Annotated in this window: 13 protein-coding genes; 4 read left to right on the top strand and 9 right to left on the bottom strand. The window is 65.1% G+C overall.

Annotated features, from left to right (window positions below; all coding sequences use genetic code 11):
* The first annotated feature begins 47 nt into the window (after window positions 1–47).
* The gene (locus HU766_RS14105) at window positions 48–1,439 is read left to right on the top strand and encodes a DUF2868 domain-containing protein (RefSeq protein WP_186657824.1); all 1,392 of its coding nucleotides are present in this window, start codon (window positions 48–50) and stop codon (window positions 1,437–1,439) included.
* Window positions 1,432–2,796, top strand: coding sequence for a GTPase/DUF3482 domain-containing protein (locus HU766_RS14100; protein WP_186657822.1), 1,365 nt, complete (start codon window positions 1,432–1,434; stop codon window positions 2,794–2,796). Before HU766_RS14105 ends, HU766_RS14100 begins: the two co-directional genes overlap by 8 nt.
* A gap of 77 nt (window positions 2,797–2,873) precedes the next feature.
* Here HU766_RS14100 and HU766_RS14095 read toward each other — a convergent pair whose 3' ends face one another.
* The 5 genes from HU766_RS14095 to HU766_RS14075 all read right to left on the bottom strand — a co-directional run bounded on the left by HU766_RS14095 (window position 2,874) and on the right by HU766_RS14075 (window position 9,912).
* Window positions 2,874–3,899, bottom strand: a complete 1,026-nt coding sequence (locus HU766_RS14095) for a putative 2-aminoethylphosphonate ABC transporter substrate-binding protein (protein WP_033702058.1) — start codon at window positions 3,897–3,899, stop codon at window positions 2,874–2,876.
* 18 nt (window positions 3,900–3,917) lie between these two features.
* The gene (locus HU766_RS14090) at window positions 3,918–5,642 is read right to left on the bottom strand and encodes a putative 2-aminoethylphosphonate ABC transporter permease subunit (RefSeq protein WP_095063914.1); all 1,725 of its coding nucleotides are present in this window, start codon (window positions 5,640–5,642) and stop codon (window positions 3,918–3,920) included.
* 1 nt (window position 5,643) lies between these two features.
* Window positions 5,644–6,702 carry a putative 2-aminoethylphosphonate ABC transporter ATP-binding protein gene (locus HU766_RS14085; RefSeq protein ID WP_186657819.1) on the bottom strand — a complete coding sequence of 353 codons (1,059 nt, stop codon included), beginning with the start codon at window positions 6,700–6,702 and terminating at the stop codon, window positions 5,644–5,646.
* Window positions 6,703–6,819: 117 nt separating this feature from the next.
* Window positions 6,820–7,689 (bottom strand): LysR family transcriptional regulator, encoded by an 870-nt coding sequence (locus tag HU766_RS14080; protein WP_033702061.1) that lies wholly within the window; start codon window positions 7,687–7,689, stop codon window positions 6,820–6,822.
* Between the two features lie 9 nt (window positions 7,690–7,698).
* On the bottom strand, window positions 7,699–9,912 hold the full coding sequence (locus HU766_RS14075; protein ID WP_186657816.1) for a heavy metal translocating P-type ATPase: 2,214 nt from the start codon (window positions 9,910–9,912) through the stop codon (window positions 7,699–7,701).
* A gap of 83 nt (window positions 9,913–9,995) precedes the next feature.
* On the opposite strand from HU766_RS14075, the gene cadR reads away from it, so the two are divergent.
* Entirely contained in the window at window positions 9,996–10,439 is a 444-nt protein-coding gene (cadR, locus tag HU766_RS14070; protein WP_186657814.1) for a cadmium resistance transcriptional regulator CadR, read from the top strand.
* 39 nt (window positions 10,440–10,478) lie between these two features.
* Here the strand turns inward: cadR and HU766_RS14065 are convergent, their stop codons facing one another.
* From HU766_RS14065 to HU766_RS14055, 3 genes are read right to left on the bottom strand one after another with little or no spacing between them, the layout of a single operon-like run.
* Entirely contained in the window at window positions 10,479–11,450 is a 972-nt protein-coding gene (locus tag HU766_RS14065) for a thymidylate synthase (protein WP_033702064.1), read from the bottom strand.
* Between the two features lie 49 nt (window positions 11,451–11,499).
* Window positions 11,500–12,309, bottom strand: coding sequence for a prolipoprotein diacylglyceryl transferase (gene lgt, locus HU766_RS14060; RefSeq protein ID WP_033702066.1), 810 nt, complete (start codon window positions 12,307–12,309; stop codon window positions 11,500–11,502).
* Window positions 12,310–12,338: 29 nt separating this feature from the next.
* Window positions 12,339–13,121, bottom strand: a complete 783-nt coding sequence (locus HU766_RS14055; protein ID WP_047582150.1) for a sulfite exporter TauE/SafE family protein — start codon at window positions 13,119–13,121, stop codon at window positions 12,339–12,341.
* Window positions 13,122–13,251: 130 nt separating this feature from the next.
* Here HU766_RS14055 and HU766_RS14050 point away from each other — a divergent pair, with 130 nt between their 5' ends.
* Entirely contained in the window at window positions 13,252–13,998 is a 747-nt protein-coding gene (locus HU766_RS14050) for an NRDE family protein (RefSeq protein WP_186657807.1), read from the top strand.
* A 42-nt stretch (window positions 13,999–14,040) separates the two neighbouring features.
* Here the strand turns inward: HU766_RS14050 and ptsP are convergent, their stop codons facing one another.
* On the bottom strand, window positions 14,041–16,320 hold the full coding sequence (ptsP, locus tag HU766_RS14045) for a phosphoenolpyruvate--protein phosphotransferase (protein WP_033702071.1): 2,280 nt from the start codon (window positions 16,318–16,320) through the stop codon (window positions 14,041–14,043).
* Between the last annotated feature and the right edge of the window lie 11 nt (window positions 16,321–16,331).

The raw sequence follows: 16,331 nt of genomic DNA, 5'->3' as shown, positions 1-16,331 counted from the left end.
AGGATAGCAAACCCGCCGTGGGTTATGCTTCTGCCCTGACCTGTGCAATGGAAGACCTTGTGACTGGACCGACGCCACTGGATAAACGCTGGCTCACCGAAGCGGTGCGCCTGCGCGAGGAACACGCCGGCCCCCTGGAAGACCAGGAGGCCAACCGCCGCGCCCGCCAAGTCGGCGGCGACCTGGCGGCCCGTATCGAGACCCGTGCGCTGTTGCTGGCCGAACGCGACGGCATGGCGACTGCCCTGCGGCACTGGAAACAGGGCGCACGCCTGGCACTGCTGGCCCTGCTGATCGTCGCTGCCTTCAGCGGCGCGGGCCTGGCCTTCGCGGCCCTGGGGGACGGCCAACGCCCGGTGAATGTGTTCTGGGCGCTGGGCAGCCTGCTTGGGCTGAACCTGCTGATGTTGCTGGGCTGGGCGATCGGCCTGGGCCTGAGCGGCGAACACGGCGCAGGCCTGGGCCGCCTGTGGATGTGGCTGAGCGAACGCTTTGCCCGCGATGCCAAGGCCGCGCACCTTGCGCCGGCGCTGCTGGTGCTGCTGCAGCGCCAGCGGCTGAACCGCTGGCTGCTGGGCGTGCTGGTGCACGGCTTGTGGCTGCTGGCGATGAGCACAGCGCTGGGCATGCTCCTGGTCTTGCTGGCTACCCGGCGCTATGGCTTTGTCTGGGAAACCACCCTGCTCGCCGCCGAACCGTTCATCCACCTGACCCAGGCGCTCGGCGCCCTGCCTTCGCTGCTGGGCTTTGCGGTGCCGGACGAAACCCTGATCCGCGCCAGCGGCGACACGCTGCCGGCCCTGGACCTGGCGCGCCAGGCGTGGGCCAGCTGGCTGCTCGGCGTGGTGCTGGTGTATGGCCTGCTGCCGCGCCTGCTGTTGGCCGGGTTGTGCCTGTGGCGCTGGCGCCAGGGCCGCGCGCGCCTGGCGCTGGACCTCAGCCTGCCCGGCTACGCAGCCCTGCGCGAAAGCCTGATGCCCCGCAGCGAACGCATCGGTGTGCAGGATGCCGCGCCCGAAACCTTGCCCCACTTCGCTGCCGGCCAACTGGAAAGCGGCAGCAGCGGTGCACTGCTGGTCGGCCTGGAGCTGGACGACCAGCGCCCCTGGCCGCCCGCCCTGCCCAGGAACGTGACCGATGCCGGTGTGCTCGATAGCCGCGAGTCACGCAACAAGCTGCTCGAACAACTGAGCCGCTTTCCGCCTGCGCGCCTGGCCATCGCCTGCGACCCGCGCCGCTCCCCCGACCGCGGCAGCCTGGCGCTGCTCGCCGAACTGGCACGCAATGCCGGCGCCACCCGTATCTGGTTGCTGCAGGCGGCGCCAGGTCAAGCCCTGGATGCCGAGCGCTTGGGCGACTGGCACGAAGCCCTGGACCGTCTCGGCCTGCCCCACGCCGACACCTCGCCCCTGACCTGGCTTGAGCATGGCCATGACTGAGCCGCTGAAACTGGCCGTGGTCGGCCATACCAACGTTGGCAAGACCTCACTGCTGCGCACCTTGACCCGCGATGTGAGCTTTGGCGAGGTGTCTCACCGCCCCAGCACCACGCGCCATGTGGAAGGGGCGCGCCTGTCGGTGGACGGCGAGCCGTTGCTGGAGCTGTACGACACCCCCGGCCTGGAGGACGCCATTGCCCTGCTCGACTACCTTGAGCGGCTGGAGCGCCCGGGCGAGCGCCTGGACGGCCCGGCCCGTCTGGCGCGCTTCCTTCAGGGCAGCGAGGCGCGCCAGCGCTTCGAGCAGGAGGCCAAGGTGCTGCGCCAGTTGCTGGCCAGCAATGCTGGCCTGTATGTGATCGATGCCCGCGAACCGGTGCTGGCCAAGTACCGCGACGAGCTGGAAGTGCTGGCCAGCTGTGGCAAGCCCCTGCTGCCGGTGCTCAACTTCGTAGCCAGCAGCCAGCACCGCGAGCCCGAATGGCGTGAAGCCCTCGCCCGCCTTGGCTTGCACGCCTTGGTGCGGTTCGACAGCGTGGCGCCGCCGGAAGACGGCGAACGCCGCTTGTACGAAAGCCTGGCCTTGCTGCTGGAAGACGCTCGCCCTGCCCTGCAACGGCTGATCGACGACCAGCAGGCGCAACGCCAGGCCCGCCACCACAGCGGTAAACGCCTGATCGCCGAGCTGCTGCTCGATTGCGCCGCCTGCCGGCGCAGCGTGGTGGCCGAGCCTGCTGCCGAAGCCAAGGCCATCGAAGCGCTGCGCCAGGACGTGCGCCAGCGCGAGCAGCGCTGTGTCGAGGCGCTGCTCAAGCTGTACGCCTTCCGCCGTGAGGACGCCCATGCCAGCGATTTGCCGTTGCTGGACGGGCGCTGGGGCGATGACCTGTTCAACCCCGAGACCTTGAAGCTGCTGGGTGTGCGCCTGGGCAGTGGCGTTGCGGCGGGTGCTGCGGCGGGTGCCGGGGTCGACCTGCTGGTCGGCGGCCTCACCCTTGGCGCCGCCGCCCTGGCCGGGGCCATCGCCGGCGGAGCGCTACAGACGGCACGCAATTATGGGTCGAGGTTGATGGGCAAGCTCAAGGGCCAGCGCGAGCTGACCGTCGACGATACGGTGTTGCGGCTGTTGGCGCTGCGCCAGCAGCAGTTGATGGTGGCCCTGGACAATCGCGGGCATGCGGCGCAAGACAGCATTCGCCTGGGCGAACTGGATGAGAAGGCCTGGCGCGAGGGCAAGTTGCCTGAGGCCTTGATCAGGGCGCGGGCGCATCCGCAATGGTCGACGCTGAACCCAGGGGCACGGGTGAATCAGGCAGAACGGCAGGAGCAGTTGGAGGCGTTGGTTTTGCAGATTTGAGTGTTGTGAGTGGGCGGGAGGTGCATACCTTGAGGGGTGTAGCGCCTCAAGGCATGCACTTCCCAGCCCCTACGCCCTCACTGCTGCGCCACCTTCTCCGATTTGCCGTCATAGCGCTTGCGCCACTCGGCAAGAATCTCGTCGCGGTGCTTCGAAGCCCAGGCAAAGTCGTTCTTGATCAGACGCTGCTCGTAATCCGCTGGCAACTCGGTCTGCGGCTTGGCAATCCCCGGTGCAGCCAGCACCGCGAAGTTCTCCTTGTACAACTCCATCGCCGCGGGGCTGGCCGAGAAGTCAGCCAGCCGCCTGGCCGCATCGGCCTTTGGCGTGCCCTTGATCACTGCCGTCGCCTCGATCTCCCAGCCCAGCCCCTCTTTCGGCAGCACGATGTCCAGCGGCGCCCCCTGGCGCTTGAGCTGCACGGCCGGGTATTCGAACGAGATACCAATCGGGAACTCGCCCGCGGCCGCCAACTTGCACGGCTTGGAACCCGAATGAACGTACTGGCCGATGTTCTGGTGCAAGGCGTCCATATAGGCCCACCCCTGCGGCTCGCCAAAGGTCTGCAGCCAGGCACTGACATCCAGGAAGCCGGTACCGGACGAGGCCGGGTTAGGCATGACGATCTTGCCCTTGTATTCAGGCTTGGCCAGGTCCTGCCAGCTTACCGGCTTGCTCAGGCCCTGCTTTTCGGCCTCGATGGTGTTGAAGCAGATGGTCGCGGCCCAGACGTCCATGCCCACCCACGCCGGCGGGTTGGCGGCGTCGCGGTAGTTCGCCGAAATCTTGCCCAGGTCCTTGGGCGCATAGGCGTCGAGCATGCCGTTCTGGTCGAGGATGGCCAGGCTGGACGCCGCCAGGCCCCAGACCGCATCGGCCTGCGGGCGGTCTTTCTCGGCCAGCAGTTTGGCGGTGATGATGCCGGTGGAGTCGCGTACCCACTTGATCTCGATGTCTGGGTTGGCCTTTTCGAAGGCCTGCTTGTAGGTCTTGAGCTGCTCGGCTTCCAGCGCGGTATAGACCGTCAGCTGGGTCTCGGCGGCCGAAGCCTGCAGGCTGAACACGGCAGAAACGGCAGCGGCAAGTGCAAGGTGCTTGAACATGGTGGGGTTCCTTACAGGTCAGGCGGTCGCGGCGCGTTGGCGCCAGGCTTGGGAGCGGCGCAGCAGGCCGCGCGAGGCTGCGGCCAGCAGCAGTGAAGCGCTGGCACTGGTCAGCAGAATCAGGGTCGACATGGCGGCAGCACCGCCGACGTTGCCCGCGTCGTCCATGTTCAACACGGCGACGGCGGCAAGGATGGTGTCGGGGCTGTACAGGAAGATCGCCGCCGACACGGTGGTCATCGCCGAGACGAACAGGTAGCGAATGATGTCCAGCAGCGCCGGCAGGCAGATCGGCACCGTCACCCGCAGGAAGTGCCGGTACAAGGGCGCCTTGAGCGACAACGCGGCGGCCTCGAACTCGCCGTCGAGCTGGCGCAGGGCGGTGGTGGCGGTCATCTGCGCGGTGGTCAGGTAGTGGGCGATGGTGCAGATGACCAGCAGCCCCATGCTGCCGTACAGCACATGCAGCGGGTTGCCGCTGAGGTTGAAGAAGAACACGTAGCCCAGGCCCAGCACCAGGCCCGGCACTGCCATGGGGATGAAGCTGAGCAAGCGCAGCGCCTGGTTGAGCAGGCGTTGGCCCTGGGTCTTCTCCATCAGGTAGGCACCGCTGAAGATCACGACGCTGCCGATCAGCGCCGTGCCGATCGCCATGGTCACGCTGTTGCGGTAGGCCAGCCAGCCGCCACCGGCAGTGTCCTCGAACATGTAGTGCTTGAGCGACAGCGAGAGGTTATAAGGCCAGAACGTGACCAGCGACGAATACACGGCCATGCCGATCACCAGCAACAGGGCCGCGCAGACCAGCACGACGATGGCCAGGAAGCAGGCATCGCGGCGGCGCGAGGGCTTGGGCTCGAACACTTGCGCACGTCCACTCATGGCCTCGCCCTGGCGCCGGCGCAACCAGGCATCGACGGCAAAGCTCAACAGTGCCGGCAGCAGCAAGACCATGCCGATCAGTGCGCCGCGGCCAAACTGCTGCTGGCCCACGACAGCTTTGTAGGCTTCCAGGGCCAGCACCTGATAGTCGCCGCCGACCACGACCGGGACGCCGAAGTCAGTGATGGTCAGGGTGAACACCAGGCAGAAGGCCGCGAACACTGCCTGGCGTGTGGCAGGCCAGGTAATGCTGGAAAACGCCCGCCAAGGCCCGGCCCCCATGCTGGAGGCAGCGTCGAACAGGCGTGCATCGGCCAGCGACAGGGCTGACAGCAGAATCATCAGCGCATGCGGGAAGGTGTAGATGGCCTCGCCCAGCACGATCCCCCAGAAGCCGTAGATGTTGTCGCTCAGCAGCCCGCGCAGCAGGCCCTGGTTGCCGAACAGGTAGACCAGCGCAATGGCCGGCAGCATCGACGGCGCCAGCAGCGGCAGCAACGAGATACCCCGCCACAGGCCCTTGGCCGGGATCAGGGTGCGCTGCAAGGCGTAGGCGAACAGGTACGCCAGCGGTACCACGATGGCGGCAACGGTGAGCGCTACCGACAGGCTATTGCCGAGCAGCCAGTGGAAGCCCTCGCTGGTGAACAGTTCACGCGCTGCCGCCAGGCCGCCACCCTGGCCAGCCTCACCGCTGAAGCCGCGCCAGAAGATCGCCAGCAGCGGCATCAGCACGGCCAGCACCAGCAACATCAGCAGCAACCACTTGCCACCGACGACGAACAATCGGTCACCGCGGGCGACGCCACGTTCGGACGCAGCCTTGGCCTGGGCCAGCGGCAGGGACATTGGCGCGGCCATCTCAGGCAAACACCTGCAGGCTCTGCGGTGGCAGCGCCACCCAGATGTCCTGCGAGCCCAGCCGCGGCATGGCCTCGGGGGCCAGTTCGGCCAGCAATGCATGGCCGGGCAGGTCTTTGAGTTCGAAGCTCATGCGGCAGCGGTTGCCGAGGAACGTGATCTCGCGGACCTTGGCCGCAAACAGGTTTTCTTCGTGCACCACCGGGTTGACGGTGATCGCCTCCGGCCGGCAGAACAGCCGGCCGCTGCTGGCTCGCGCCGAGCCGGGGGTCAGGCGCATGCGCATGCCACCGACCTGGGCCTGGTTGTCACTGCTGCGCTGAAACGGCAGCCAGTTACCCTGGCCCACGAACTCGGCCACAAAGGGCGTGGCGGGCTGGTCGTAGATTTCCTGCGGCGTGGCGTACTGCTCGACCTGGCCGTTGTTCATCACCGCGATGCGGTCGGCCATCAGCATGGCCTCGTCCTGGTTGTGGGTGACCATCAAGGTGGTGATACCCAACTGGCGTTGCAGTTGGCGCAGCTCGGTGCACAGGTGCTCGCGAACCCGCGCATCCAGCGCCGACATCGGCTCATCCAGCAGCAACAACGAAGGCGCCGGCGCCAGGGCACGCGCCAGGGCCACACGCTGCTGCTGGCCGCCAGAAAGCTGGCCGGGGTACTTTTTTTCGCTACCGGACAGGCCAACCAGCTGGAGCATTTCAACCACCCGCTGGCGCGCTTGCTCACGGCCACTGCTCATCAGGCCGTAGGCGATGTTGGCTTCGACGGTGAGGTTGGGAAACAGCGCGTAGGACTGAAACAGGATGCCGTAGTCCCGGGCCTGGGGTGGCAGATCGGAGATGTCGCGCTCACCGATGTACAGCTCGCCGCGGTCCTGGCGTTCGAGGCCGGCGATGCAGCGCAACAACGTGGTCTTGCCGCAACCGGATGGGCCGAGCAGGCACACCAGCTCGCCCGCGGCGATGTCCAGGGAGACATCGTTAAGCGCCGTGAAGGCGCCGAAGCGCTTGTGGATATTGCGCACTTTCATTTGTGCGCCCGAGGTGGCGTTGTTCATGGCAGGGCCTCATCGAAGAGATGGGGCCATGCTAGGAAGGCTGTGCGACGGTTCTGTGGCGTTCAGGCAAAAGCTGGCGATAGTGGTATAGGCAGATTTTGTATCTGCACCACTGACCTAGAACTGTGAACCGGCCACTTCTTGTGCAACCCCCAGAAACGCTGCAGGCAAACGCGCCTGGCGCCGCTCCTTCAGGCAGTACAGGTATTCATGCATCAGCGGCGCTCCCTCCAGCACCAACACCCGTAATTCGGGGTTGTGCGGCACTTCATGCCGGGCGATCACACTGATGCCGATGTTGCGCAACACCGCCTCACGGATCGACTCGCGGCTGCCGATTTCCAGCAAGGTTGCAGCCTTGACGCCCGCCTCCTGCAGCATCTGCTCGGTCAGCTTGCGCGTGGTCGAGCCCTGCTCGCGCATCAACAGGCAATGCCCGGCCACCACGTCGATGGACACCGCCTGGCGATGGGCCAACGGATGGTTACGGTGTACCGCCACCACCAGCGGGTCGGTGCCGAGCACGCGGCGCACCAGGCGTGCATCCTCCAGCAGTTGCGACGAGGCAGCGATATCGACCCGGTAGTCTTCGAGCATTTCCAGCACTTGCTGCGAGTTGCCGATCTCCACCGTCACATCCACCTGGGGCAGGCGCTCACGGAAGATCTTCACCAGGTCGAGAATGTAGTAAGGCGCGGTGGCCGCGATGCGCAGGCTGCCCTGGGCCTGGCCACTGTTGCGCAGTTCGAACTCGATGTCGGCCTCTTGCTGCAGCAGCGCCTTGACCATCGGCAGCAGGCGCACGCCCTCCTCGCTCAGCACCAGGCGCCGCCCGCCACGGTAGAACAGCTCCACCGCGTACTGGGCTTCGAGGTTGCGGATCTGCGTGGTCACCGTGGGTTGGCTGAGCCCGAGCTTCTTCGCCGCCAGGGTGATGCTGCCCAGGCGGGCCACCATGTAGAAGGCTTTGAGCTCGGAACTCTGCATGCACGTCCTCTATTTGCGCAAAAGGCGCAAGCCGTTGAACACCACCAGCAGGCTCACGCCCATGTCGGCAAACACTGCCATCCACAAGGTGGCCATGCCGGCAAAGGTGATCGCCAGGAAAATCGCCTTGATGCCCAGGGCCAGAATGATGTTCTGCCTGAGAATCGCCGCACTTTGGCGCGACAGCCTGACGAAGGCCGGGATTTTGCGCAAGTCGTCGTCCATCAACGCCACATCGGCCGTCTCGATGGCGGTGTCGGTACCAGCAGCGGCCATGGCAAAGCCGATTTCGGCACGGGCCAGGGCCGGCGCATCGTTGATACCGTCGCCGACCATGCCCACCCGATGGCCCTGGCTGTACAGCGCTTCGATGGTCTTGAGCTTGTCGTCCGGCAACAGGTTGCCTTCGGCGCGATCGATGCCGACCTGGGCGGCGATGGCCTCGGCGGTATGGGGATTATCACCGGTCAGCATGACCGTCTTGATACCCAGCTCATGCAGCTCGGCGATGGCCTGGCGACTGCTTTGCTTGACCGTGTCGGCCACGGCGAACAAGGCCAGCGGGCCGCTGCGGTCGAGCAGCAAGACCACGGTCTTGCCCTGACGCTCCAGTGCATCCAGCTGCGCCTCCAGCGCCGGCGAGCACAGGCCCAGCTCCTCCACCAGGCGGTGATTACCCAGGTGGTAGACCTCGCCCTCGATCACCCCGCGCACACCACGCCCGGCCAGGGCGGCGAAATCGCCCACCTCGCTCAAGGCCAGCCCTTGTGCCCTGCCGAACTGGGCAATGGCACGCGACACCGGGTGGTCCGAACGCTCACCCAGGCTGGCAGCCAAGGCTTGGGCACGGCCTTCGAACAGAGGCTCCAGCACCTTGGCGTCGGTCTGCACCGGCTTGCCGTGGGTGAGGGTGCCCGTCTTGTCGAGGGCCAGGTAATCCAGCTTGCGCCCGCCCTCCAGGTAAACCCCGCCTTTGATCAGGATGCCCTTGCGCGCCGCTGCGGCCAGGCCACTGACGATGGTAACCGGGGTAGAAATGACCAGTGCACACGGGCAGGCCACCACCAGCAGCACCAGCGCACGGTAGACCCAGTCGAACCAGGCGCCAGCCAGGAACAGCGGCGGGATCAGCGCCACGGCCAAGGCCAGGGCAAAGACCACCGGGGTGTAGATACGCGAGAACTGGTCGACGAAGCGTTGGGTGGGCGCACGGGCGCCTTGGGCCTCCTCGACGGCCTTGATGATGCGCGCCAGCGTCGATTGCCCAGCGGCGGCAGTTACGCGGTACTCCAGGGCACCGGCCTGGTTGATGGTGCCGGCGAACAGCTTGTCACCCATGGCCTTTTCCACAGGCAGGCTTTCACCGGTGATCGGCGCCTGATCGACGCTGGATTGGCCGCTGGTGACTTCACCGTCCAAGCCGATGCGCTCACCTGGCCGTACCCGCACCTGGGCACCGATGGCCACCTCACGCACCTCCACTTCACGCCACTGGCCATCGGCCTGCTGTACCGTCGCCATGTCGGGGGTGAGCTGCATCAGGCCGCTGATGGCATTGCGGGCCCGGTCCAGGGAGCGCGCCTCGATCAACTCGGCGACCGTGAACAGCACCATCACCATGGCCGCTTCCGGCCACTGGCCGATCAGCACCGCACCGGTCACGGCAATGCTCATCAAGGCGTTGATGTTGAGGTTGCGGTTTTTCAGGGCGATCCAGCCCTTCTTGTAGGTGCCCAGGCCGCAACCCAGGATCGCCGCCAAGGCCAGCGCGGCCACCAGCCACTCAGGCGCCAGCCCGGTGAAATGCACCACTTCCGCGGCAATGGCGGCAACAGCGGACAGCCCCAGCGGCCACCAGCGGGTCTTGCTTGGCGAGGCGCTGGCGGCCGTTGCCGCGTCCCCTTCAATGAGGGGTTCGGCCTTCATGCCCAGGCTGTCGATGGCCCGTTCGATCTCGACGGTGCCGCCCAGCGTGTGCCGCACGCCAAGTACGCGGTTGATCAGGTTGAATTCCAACTGCTCGATGCCCGCCAGCTTGCCCAGCTTGTCCTGGATCAGCGTTTGCTCGGTGGGGCAGTCCATGGCCTCGATACGGAAGCGGCTGAGCTGTGCGTCGCCGCTGGCTTTTTCGCTCAACTGCACCAACGCTGGGGCGGCGGCGCTACCGCAGCAGCTGTGGGCGTGGTGGTCATGCTTGTGGTGGGGGCTGGCAGGCTGGTTCATTGGGTCATCCTTAAAGTGAGCCTGTTGCCAAGTGAACACCCTGTAGCCACTATAGGGTCAAGCCATCCGCTGGAGATTTCGCGATGAAGATTGGAGAACTGGCAAAAGCCACCGATTGTGCCGTGGAAACCATCCGCTATTACGAGCGTGAGCAGCTGTTGCCAGAGCCGGCGCGCACCGACGGCAATTACCGGCTCTACACCCAAGCCCACGTCGAGCGGCTGACCTTTATCCGCAACTGCCGCACCCTGGACATGACCCTGGACGAGATCCGCAGCCTGCTACGCCTGCGCGACAGCCCTGAAGGGTCGTGCGGCAGCGTCAATGCGTTGATCGATGAGCATATCGCCCATGTGCAGGCGCGGATCGATGGGTTGGTGGCGTTGCAGGAGCAGTTGGTGGAACTGCGGCAGCGGTGCAATGCGCAAGGGAATGAGTGCGCGATCTTGCAGCAACTGGAGGTGAATGGGGCGGTATCGGTGCCGGAAGGTGAGCATTCGCATGTGGGGCGAAGCCACGGGCATTGAGCATGCTGGGGGCGCTTTGCGCCCCAGCAATTGCGAAGGTTAAACCGCCATCGGCGCCGTCATCGGCGCATGGTGCTCATACCCTTCCAGGCTGAAATCACTCGGCTCGATCTGCTCCAGCCACTGCGGCTCATACTTGCCGGTCTCGGCAAACGCTGGCACGCGGTCGCTGATCACCAGCTTCGGCGCTTGCAGCGGCTCGCGTTTGAGCTGTTCGTTGAGCATGTCCAGGTGGTTCTCATACACATGGGCATCGCCAATGAAATACGTGAACCAGCGCGGCGTGTAGCCGGTCAGGCGGCCGAACAGCGACAGCAAAGCCGCGCCCTCGGTGAGGTTGAACGGCGTGCCCAGGCCCAGGTCGTTGGAGCGAATGTACAGGGTCAGGGAAATTTCCCGAGTCTCGGCATTCGGGTGGAACTGGTACAGCAGGTGGCACGGCGGCAGGGCCATTTCATCCAGCTGGGCGCAGTTCCAGCCGTGGAACAGGATGCGCCGGCTGCCCGGGTCGTTGGCGATGGTGTCCAGGCACTGGCGCACCTGGTCGATGGCCTTGTACAGGATGACAAAGGCCTGGCCGTCTTCCTCGTCCTGGGCAATCTTGCGGAACCCCTGCTTTTCAGCCATTTCGATGGCCGCCGGGTTGCTCAGCGGTACACGCTTGTAGCCCGGCCACTGGCGCCACTGAACGCCGTAGATCTCACCCAGGTCGTCATGCCCCTGGCGGAACGGGTTGGCCAGCCACTGGGCGTTTTCGTTGGCGTTCTGGTCCCAGACCTTGCAGCCCAGGTCGCGGAATTCACCGGCGTTCTTCACGCCACGCAGAAAACCGACCATCTCGCCGATGGCCGACTTGAACGCCAGCTTGCGCGTGGTGATGGCCGGAAAGCCCTTCTGCAGGTCGAAGCGCAGCATGGCGCCCGGCAGGCTGATGGTGCGGATGCCGGTGCGGTTTTCCTGCAGGGTGCCGTTTTCGATGACGTCACGGACCAGGTCAAGATACTGTTTCATGGCTTACCTGTAGCAAGAACGGCAGAGGGATCGCCCCTGCCGTCGGGAATCAGATGGCGGGTGTCGCCGTGGGTTTGCGATTATAAGCCCACCAGATCAATCCGAGGCCGGCCAGAATCATCGGGATGCAGAGTATCTGACCCATGGTCAGCCAGCCCCAGGCGATGTAGCCCAGCTGGGCATCGGGTACCCGGACGAATTCGACGATGAAGCGGAAGATGCCGTAGAACAGCGCGAACATCCCGGAGACCGCCATGGTTGGCCGCGGCTTACGCGAATACAGCCAGAGAATCAGGAACAGTGCCACGCCTTCCAGGGCGAACTGGTACAACTGCGACGGGTGGCGTGGCAGTTGCTCTGGGTCGCTGAACGGCGGGAACACCATTGCCCACGGCACGTCGGTGGCCTTGCCCCACAGCTCGGCATTGATGAAGTTGCCGATACGCCCGGCGCCCAGGCCGATCGGTACCATCGGCGCAACGAAGTCCATCAGCTCGAAGAAGGTCTTGTTGTTGCGCTTGCCGAACCACAACGCCGCCAGCATCACGCCGATGAAGCCGCCATGGAACGACATGCCACCCTTCCACACCTCGAAAATCAGCGTCGGGTTGGCCAGGTAGGCGTGCAGGTCATAGAACAGCACGTAGCCCAGGCGACCGCCGACGATCACCCCCATCGACAACCAGAACACCAGGTCGGACAGCTTTTCACGGGACCAGGTGGGGTCGAAGCGGTTCAGCCGACGCGAGGCGAGCAGCCAGGCGCCGCCAATACCGACCAGGTACATCAGGCCGTACCAGTGGATTTTCAGTGGCCCGAGGGCCACGGCCACGGGGTCTATCTGCGGGTAAGGCAGCATGGATATTCCTCTAGTTTCAAATCAGCGAGCTAAATCAAAAAGCTGAGGCCGACGCAGAACAGCAACGCGGCGAACAGACGCTTGAGCAGGCGTGGCGACAGCTTGTGCGCCAGGCGCGCGCCGAAGCGGGCGAAAAACATACTGGTCACGGCAATGCCGAGCAGCGCTGGCAGGTACACGTAGCCCAGGCTGTGCGCCGGCAGGTGCTGTTCGTGCCAGCCCAGCCACATGAAACTCAGGGCACTGGCCAGGGCAATCGGCAGGCCACAGGCCGAGGACGTTGCCACCGCCTGCTGCATGGGCAGGCTGCGCCAGGTCAGGAACGGCACGGTCAACGAGCCGCCACCGATACCGAAGATCGCCGAAGCCCAGCCAATCACCCCGCCTGCTGCGGTCAGCGCGGGCTTGCCAGGGATGCCGCGGCTGGCCTTGGGCTTGAGGTCCAGGGCCATTTGCGCGGCGATGATCAGGGCGAACACACCGATGATCTTCTGCAGCAGCGGGCCCTGGATCAAGGATGCGGTCTTGGCGCCGACCCCGGCGCCGAGCAGGATGCCCACGGTCATCCAGGCGAAGATCGGCCATTGCACCGCTCCACGGCGATGGTGCTCGAGCACCGCATTGATCGAGGTGAAAATGATGGTTGCCAACGAAGTGCCGACTGCCAGGTGGGTCAATACCGAAGGGTCGAAGCCCTGCAAGGTGAAGCTGAACACCAGTACCGGCACGATGATGATGCCACCGCCCACGCCGAACAGCCCGGCCAGCACGCCAGCGCATGCGCCTAACAGCAGATAGAGTACGAACTCCATTCGTTGCCCCTGAGCAAATCAATCCGGCATGGTAACGGAAGCCGGGCTCGAGGCTCTAGTGAACTTCGTGACAGGATGGATCAGCACCGCCGCAGTGGGTACAGTGGCACAAAACACAGAGGCCCAACCGATGTGCCTGATCGTATTCGCCTGGCGGCCGGGGCATGCCCTGCCGCTGATCGTGGCGGCCAACCGCGACGAGTTCTATGCCCGCCCCACGCAGGCCCTGGCGGCCTGGGAGGATGCGCCTGGGGTGTATGCCGGGCGTGACCTGGAGGCCGGCGGCACGTGGCTCGGCGTGGGGCCGCAGGGGCGCTTCGCTGCGCTGACCAACATTCGCGACCCTGGGCAGGCGCTTGGCGTGCGTTCCCGTGGGGAGCTGGTGGCGGCGTTTCTGCAGGGTGAGCTTGGCGTTGAAGCGTATCTGGACCAGGTGGCCAGCCGCAGCAGCCAGTATTCGGGGTTCAACCTGCTGGTGGGCGATGGTACGCAGTTGGGGTATCTGCACGCTCGAGACGCGGCGCCGCGTTTGCTGGAGGCTGGGGTATACGGGCTTTCCAATGCCGGGCTGGATACGCCGTGGCCCAAGCTGGTCAAGGCGCGCGACGGCCTGGAACGGTTGCTGGGCTCAGCTGACCCGCAGCGTTTGCTGGCGTTGCTGGCCGATGGCGAGACGGCGCCTGAGGCTGAGCTGCCGGAGACTGGCGTGGGGGTAGCGACCGAGAAGCTGCTGTCGAGTGTGTTTATTGCCAGCCAGAATTATGGAACGCGGGCCAGTACGGTGCTGATCGTGGATGATCAGGGTGAAAGACGGCTTATTGAACGCAGTTTCGGGCCGTTTGGGGGGCATTTGGGGGACGTTGAGGTAATGGTCTGATAGAAGTGTTTCGGCAGTACCGGCCCCTTCGCGGGGCAGGTATCAGAGGGTCTTGTTGGCCCCAGGCCCGATCATCCGCGCCAGCCCAAGGTTCTTCAACGCCAGCTGCAACGAGCTGTGGATAACCTGCGGGTTGTCATGGCTCATGGCATCGGTCAGCAGTTCCTTGGCCTTGCTCATGTTGATCTGGCGCAGCATCCACTTCACCTTGGGCAGGTTGGTGGCGTTCATCGACAGGCTGTCGAAGCCCATGGCCATCAACAGTACCGCCGCCGCCGGGTCACCGGCCATCTCACCGCAGATGCTCACCGGCTTGCCCTCGCCGTGGGCATCGCGCACCACGGTATTGAGCGCCTGCAGCACCGCCGGGTGCAGGTAGTCGTACAGGTCGGCGACCCGTGGGTTGTTACGGTCGACTGCCAGCAGGTATTGGGTCAGGTCGTTGGAACCGACCGACAGGAAGTCGACCTGCCGCGCCAGCTCCTTGGTCTGGTACACCGCCGCGGGGATTTCGACCATCACCCCAACCGGTGGCATCGGCACATCGGTGCCTTCGTCACGCACCTCGCCCCAGGCGCGGTGAATCAGGTGCAGGGCTTCTTCCAGCTCATGGATGCCGGAAATCATTGGCAGCAGGATACGCAGGTTGTTCAGGCCTTCGCTGGCCTTGAGCATCGCGCGGGTCTGGACCAGGAAGATTTCCGGGTGGTCGAGGGTGACGCGGATGCCGCGCCAACCCAGGAAGGGGTTTTCTTCCTTGATCGGGAAGTACGACAGCGCCTTGTCCCCGCCGATATCCAGGGTACGCATGGTCACCGGCAGCGGGTGAAAGGCCGCCAGTTGCTCACGGTAGATCGCCAGCTGCTCTTTCTCGCTGGGGAAGCGCTGGTTGATCATGAACGGCACTTCGGTGCGGTACAGGCCTACCCCTTCGGCGCCGCGCTGCTGGGCACGTGCGACGTCGGCCAGCAGGCCGGTGTTGACCCACAGCGGCATACGGTGGCCGTCGGGGGTGATGCAAGGCAGCTCACGCAGTGCATCCAGGCCCTGCGCCAGCTGGCGCTCCTCCTCGACCACTTCGCTGTACTGCTTGCGCAGCACGTCGCTGGGGTTGGTGAACACCTCACCCTTGTAACCGTCGACGATCAGCTCGATGCCGTCGACCTTCGAATACGGCAGGTCGACCAGGCCCATCACCGTGGGGATACCCATGGCACGGGCCAGGATAGCGACGTGGGAGTTGCCCGAGCCCAGTACCGAAACCAGGCCGACCAGCTTGCCTTCAGGCACTTCGCCGAGCATCGCCGGGGTCAGTTCTTCGCTGACCAGGATGGTGTTGTCGGCGTACACCAGCGACTGCGAGCGTGCCTCCTGCAGGTAGGCCAGCAGTCGGCGGCCAAGGTCCTTGACGTCCGAAGCCCGCTCACGCAGGTAGTCGTCGTCCATCAGTTCGAAGCGGTTGACGTGCTCGCCGACCACCTGGCGCAACGCGCCCTGGGCCCACTGGCCGGTCTTGATGACCTCGGTCACTTCGCCACCCAGGGCGGCGTCCTCGAGCATCATCAGGTACACGTCGAACAAGGCGCGCTCTTCGGGGCGCAGCTGGGTGGCCAGCTTTGCCGACAGCTTGCGCATGTCGGCGCGCACGCCTTCAAGGGCGTTCTGGAACAGCTTGAGTTCAGCGTCGATGTCTTCGACGGTCTTGTCCGGCACCACTTCGAGGTCGGCAGGCGGCAGCATCACCACCGCACGCCCCACGGCAGCGCCTGGCGAGCCCGGCACACCGACGAAGCGAGCTTCCTGGATGCCCTTGCCCTGGCGGCCCAGGCCACGAATCGAGCCAGTCGCCTCGGCATGGGCGATAACCCCGGCGAGCTGGGCGCTCATGGTGACCAGGAAGGCTTCTTCGCCCTCATCGAACTGGCGGCGCTCCTTCTGCTGGATGACCAATACCCCAACCACACGACGGTGGTGAATGATCGGCGCACCCAGGAAGGAGGCGAATTTTTCTTCACCGGTTTCGGCAAAGTAGCGATAACGCGGGTGATCGGCGGCGTTTTCCAGGTTCAGCGGCTCTTCCCGGGTACCGACCAGGCCGACCAGGCCCTCGTTGGGGGCCATGCTGACCTTGCCGATCGAACGCTTGTTCAGGCCCTCGGAGGCCATCAGCACGAAGCGGTTGGTTTCCGGGTCGAGCAGATAGACCGAGCAGACCTGGCTGCCCATGGCCTCCTTGACGCGCAAGACAATGATCCCCAACGCCGTCTTGAGATCTTTGGCGGAGTTCACTTCCTGGACGATCTTGCGCAGCGTATTGAGCATGGCTCGGGGTC

Source organism: Pseudomonas sp. SWRI77, assembly GCF_014269105.1.
In the GTDB taxonomy this organism is placed as follows: domain Bacteria; phylum Pseudomonadota; class Gammaproteobacteria; order Pseudomonadales; family Pseudomonadaceae; genus Aquipseudomonas; species Aquipseudomonas capeferrum.
This window is presented reverse-complemented; position numbering and strand designations above follow the sequence as displayed.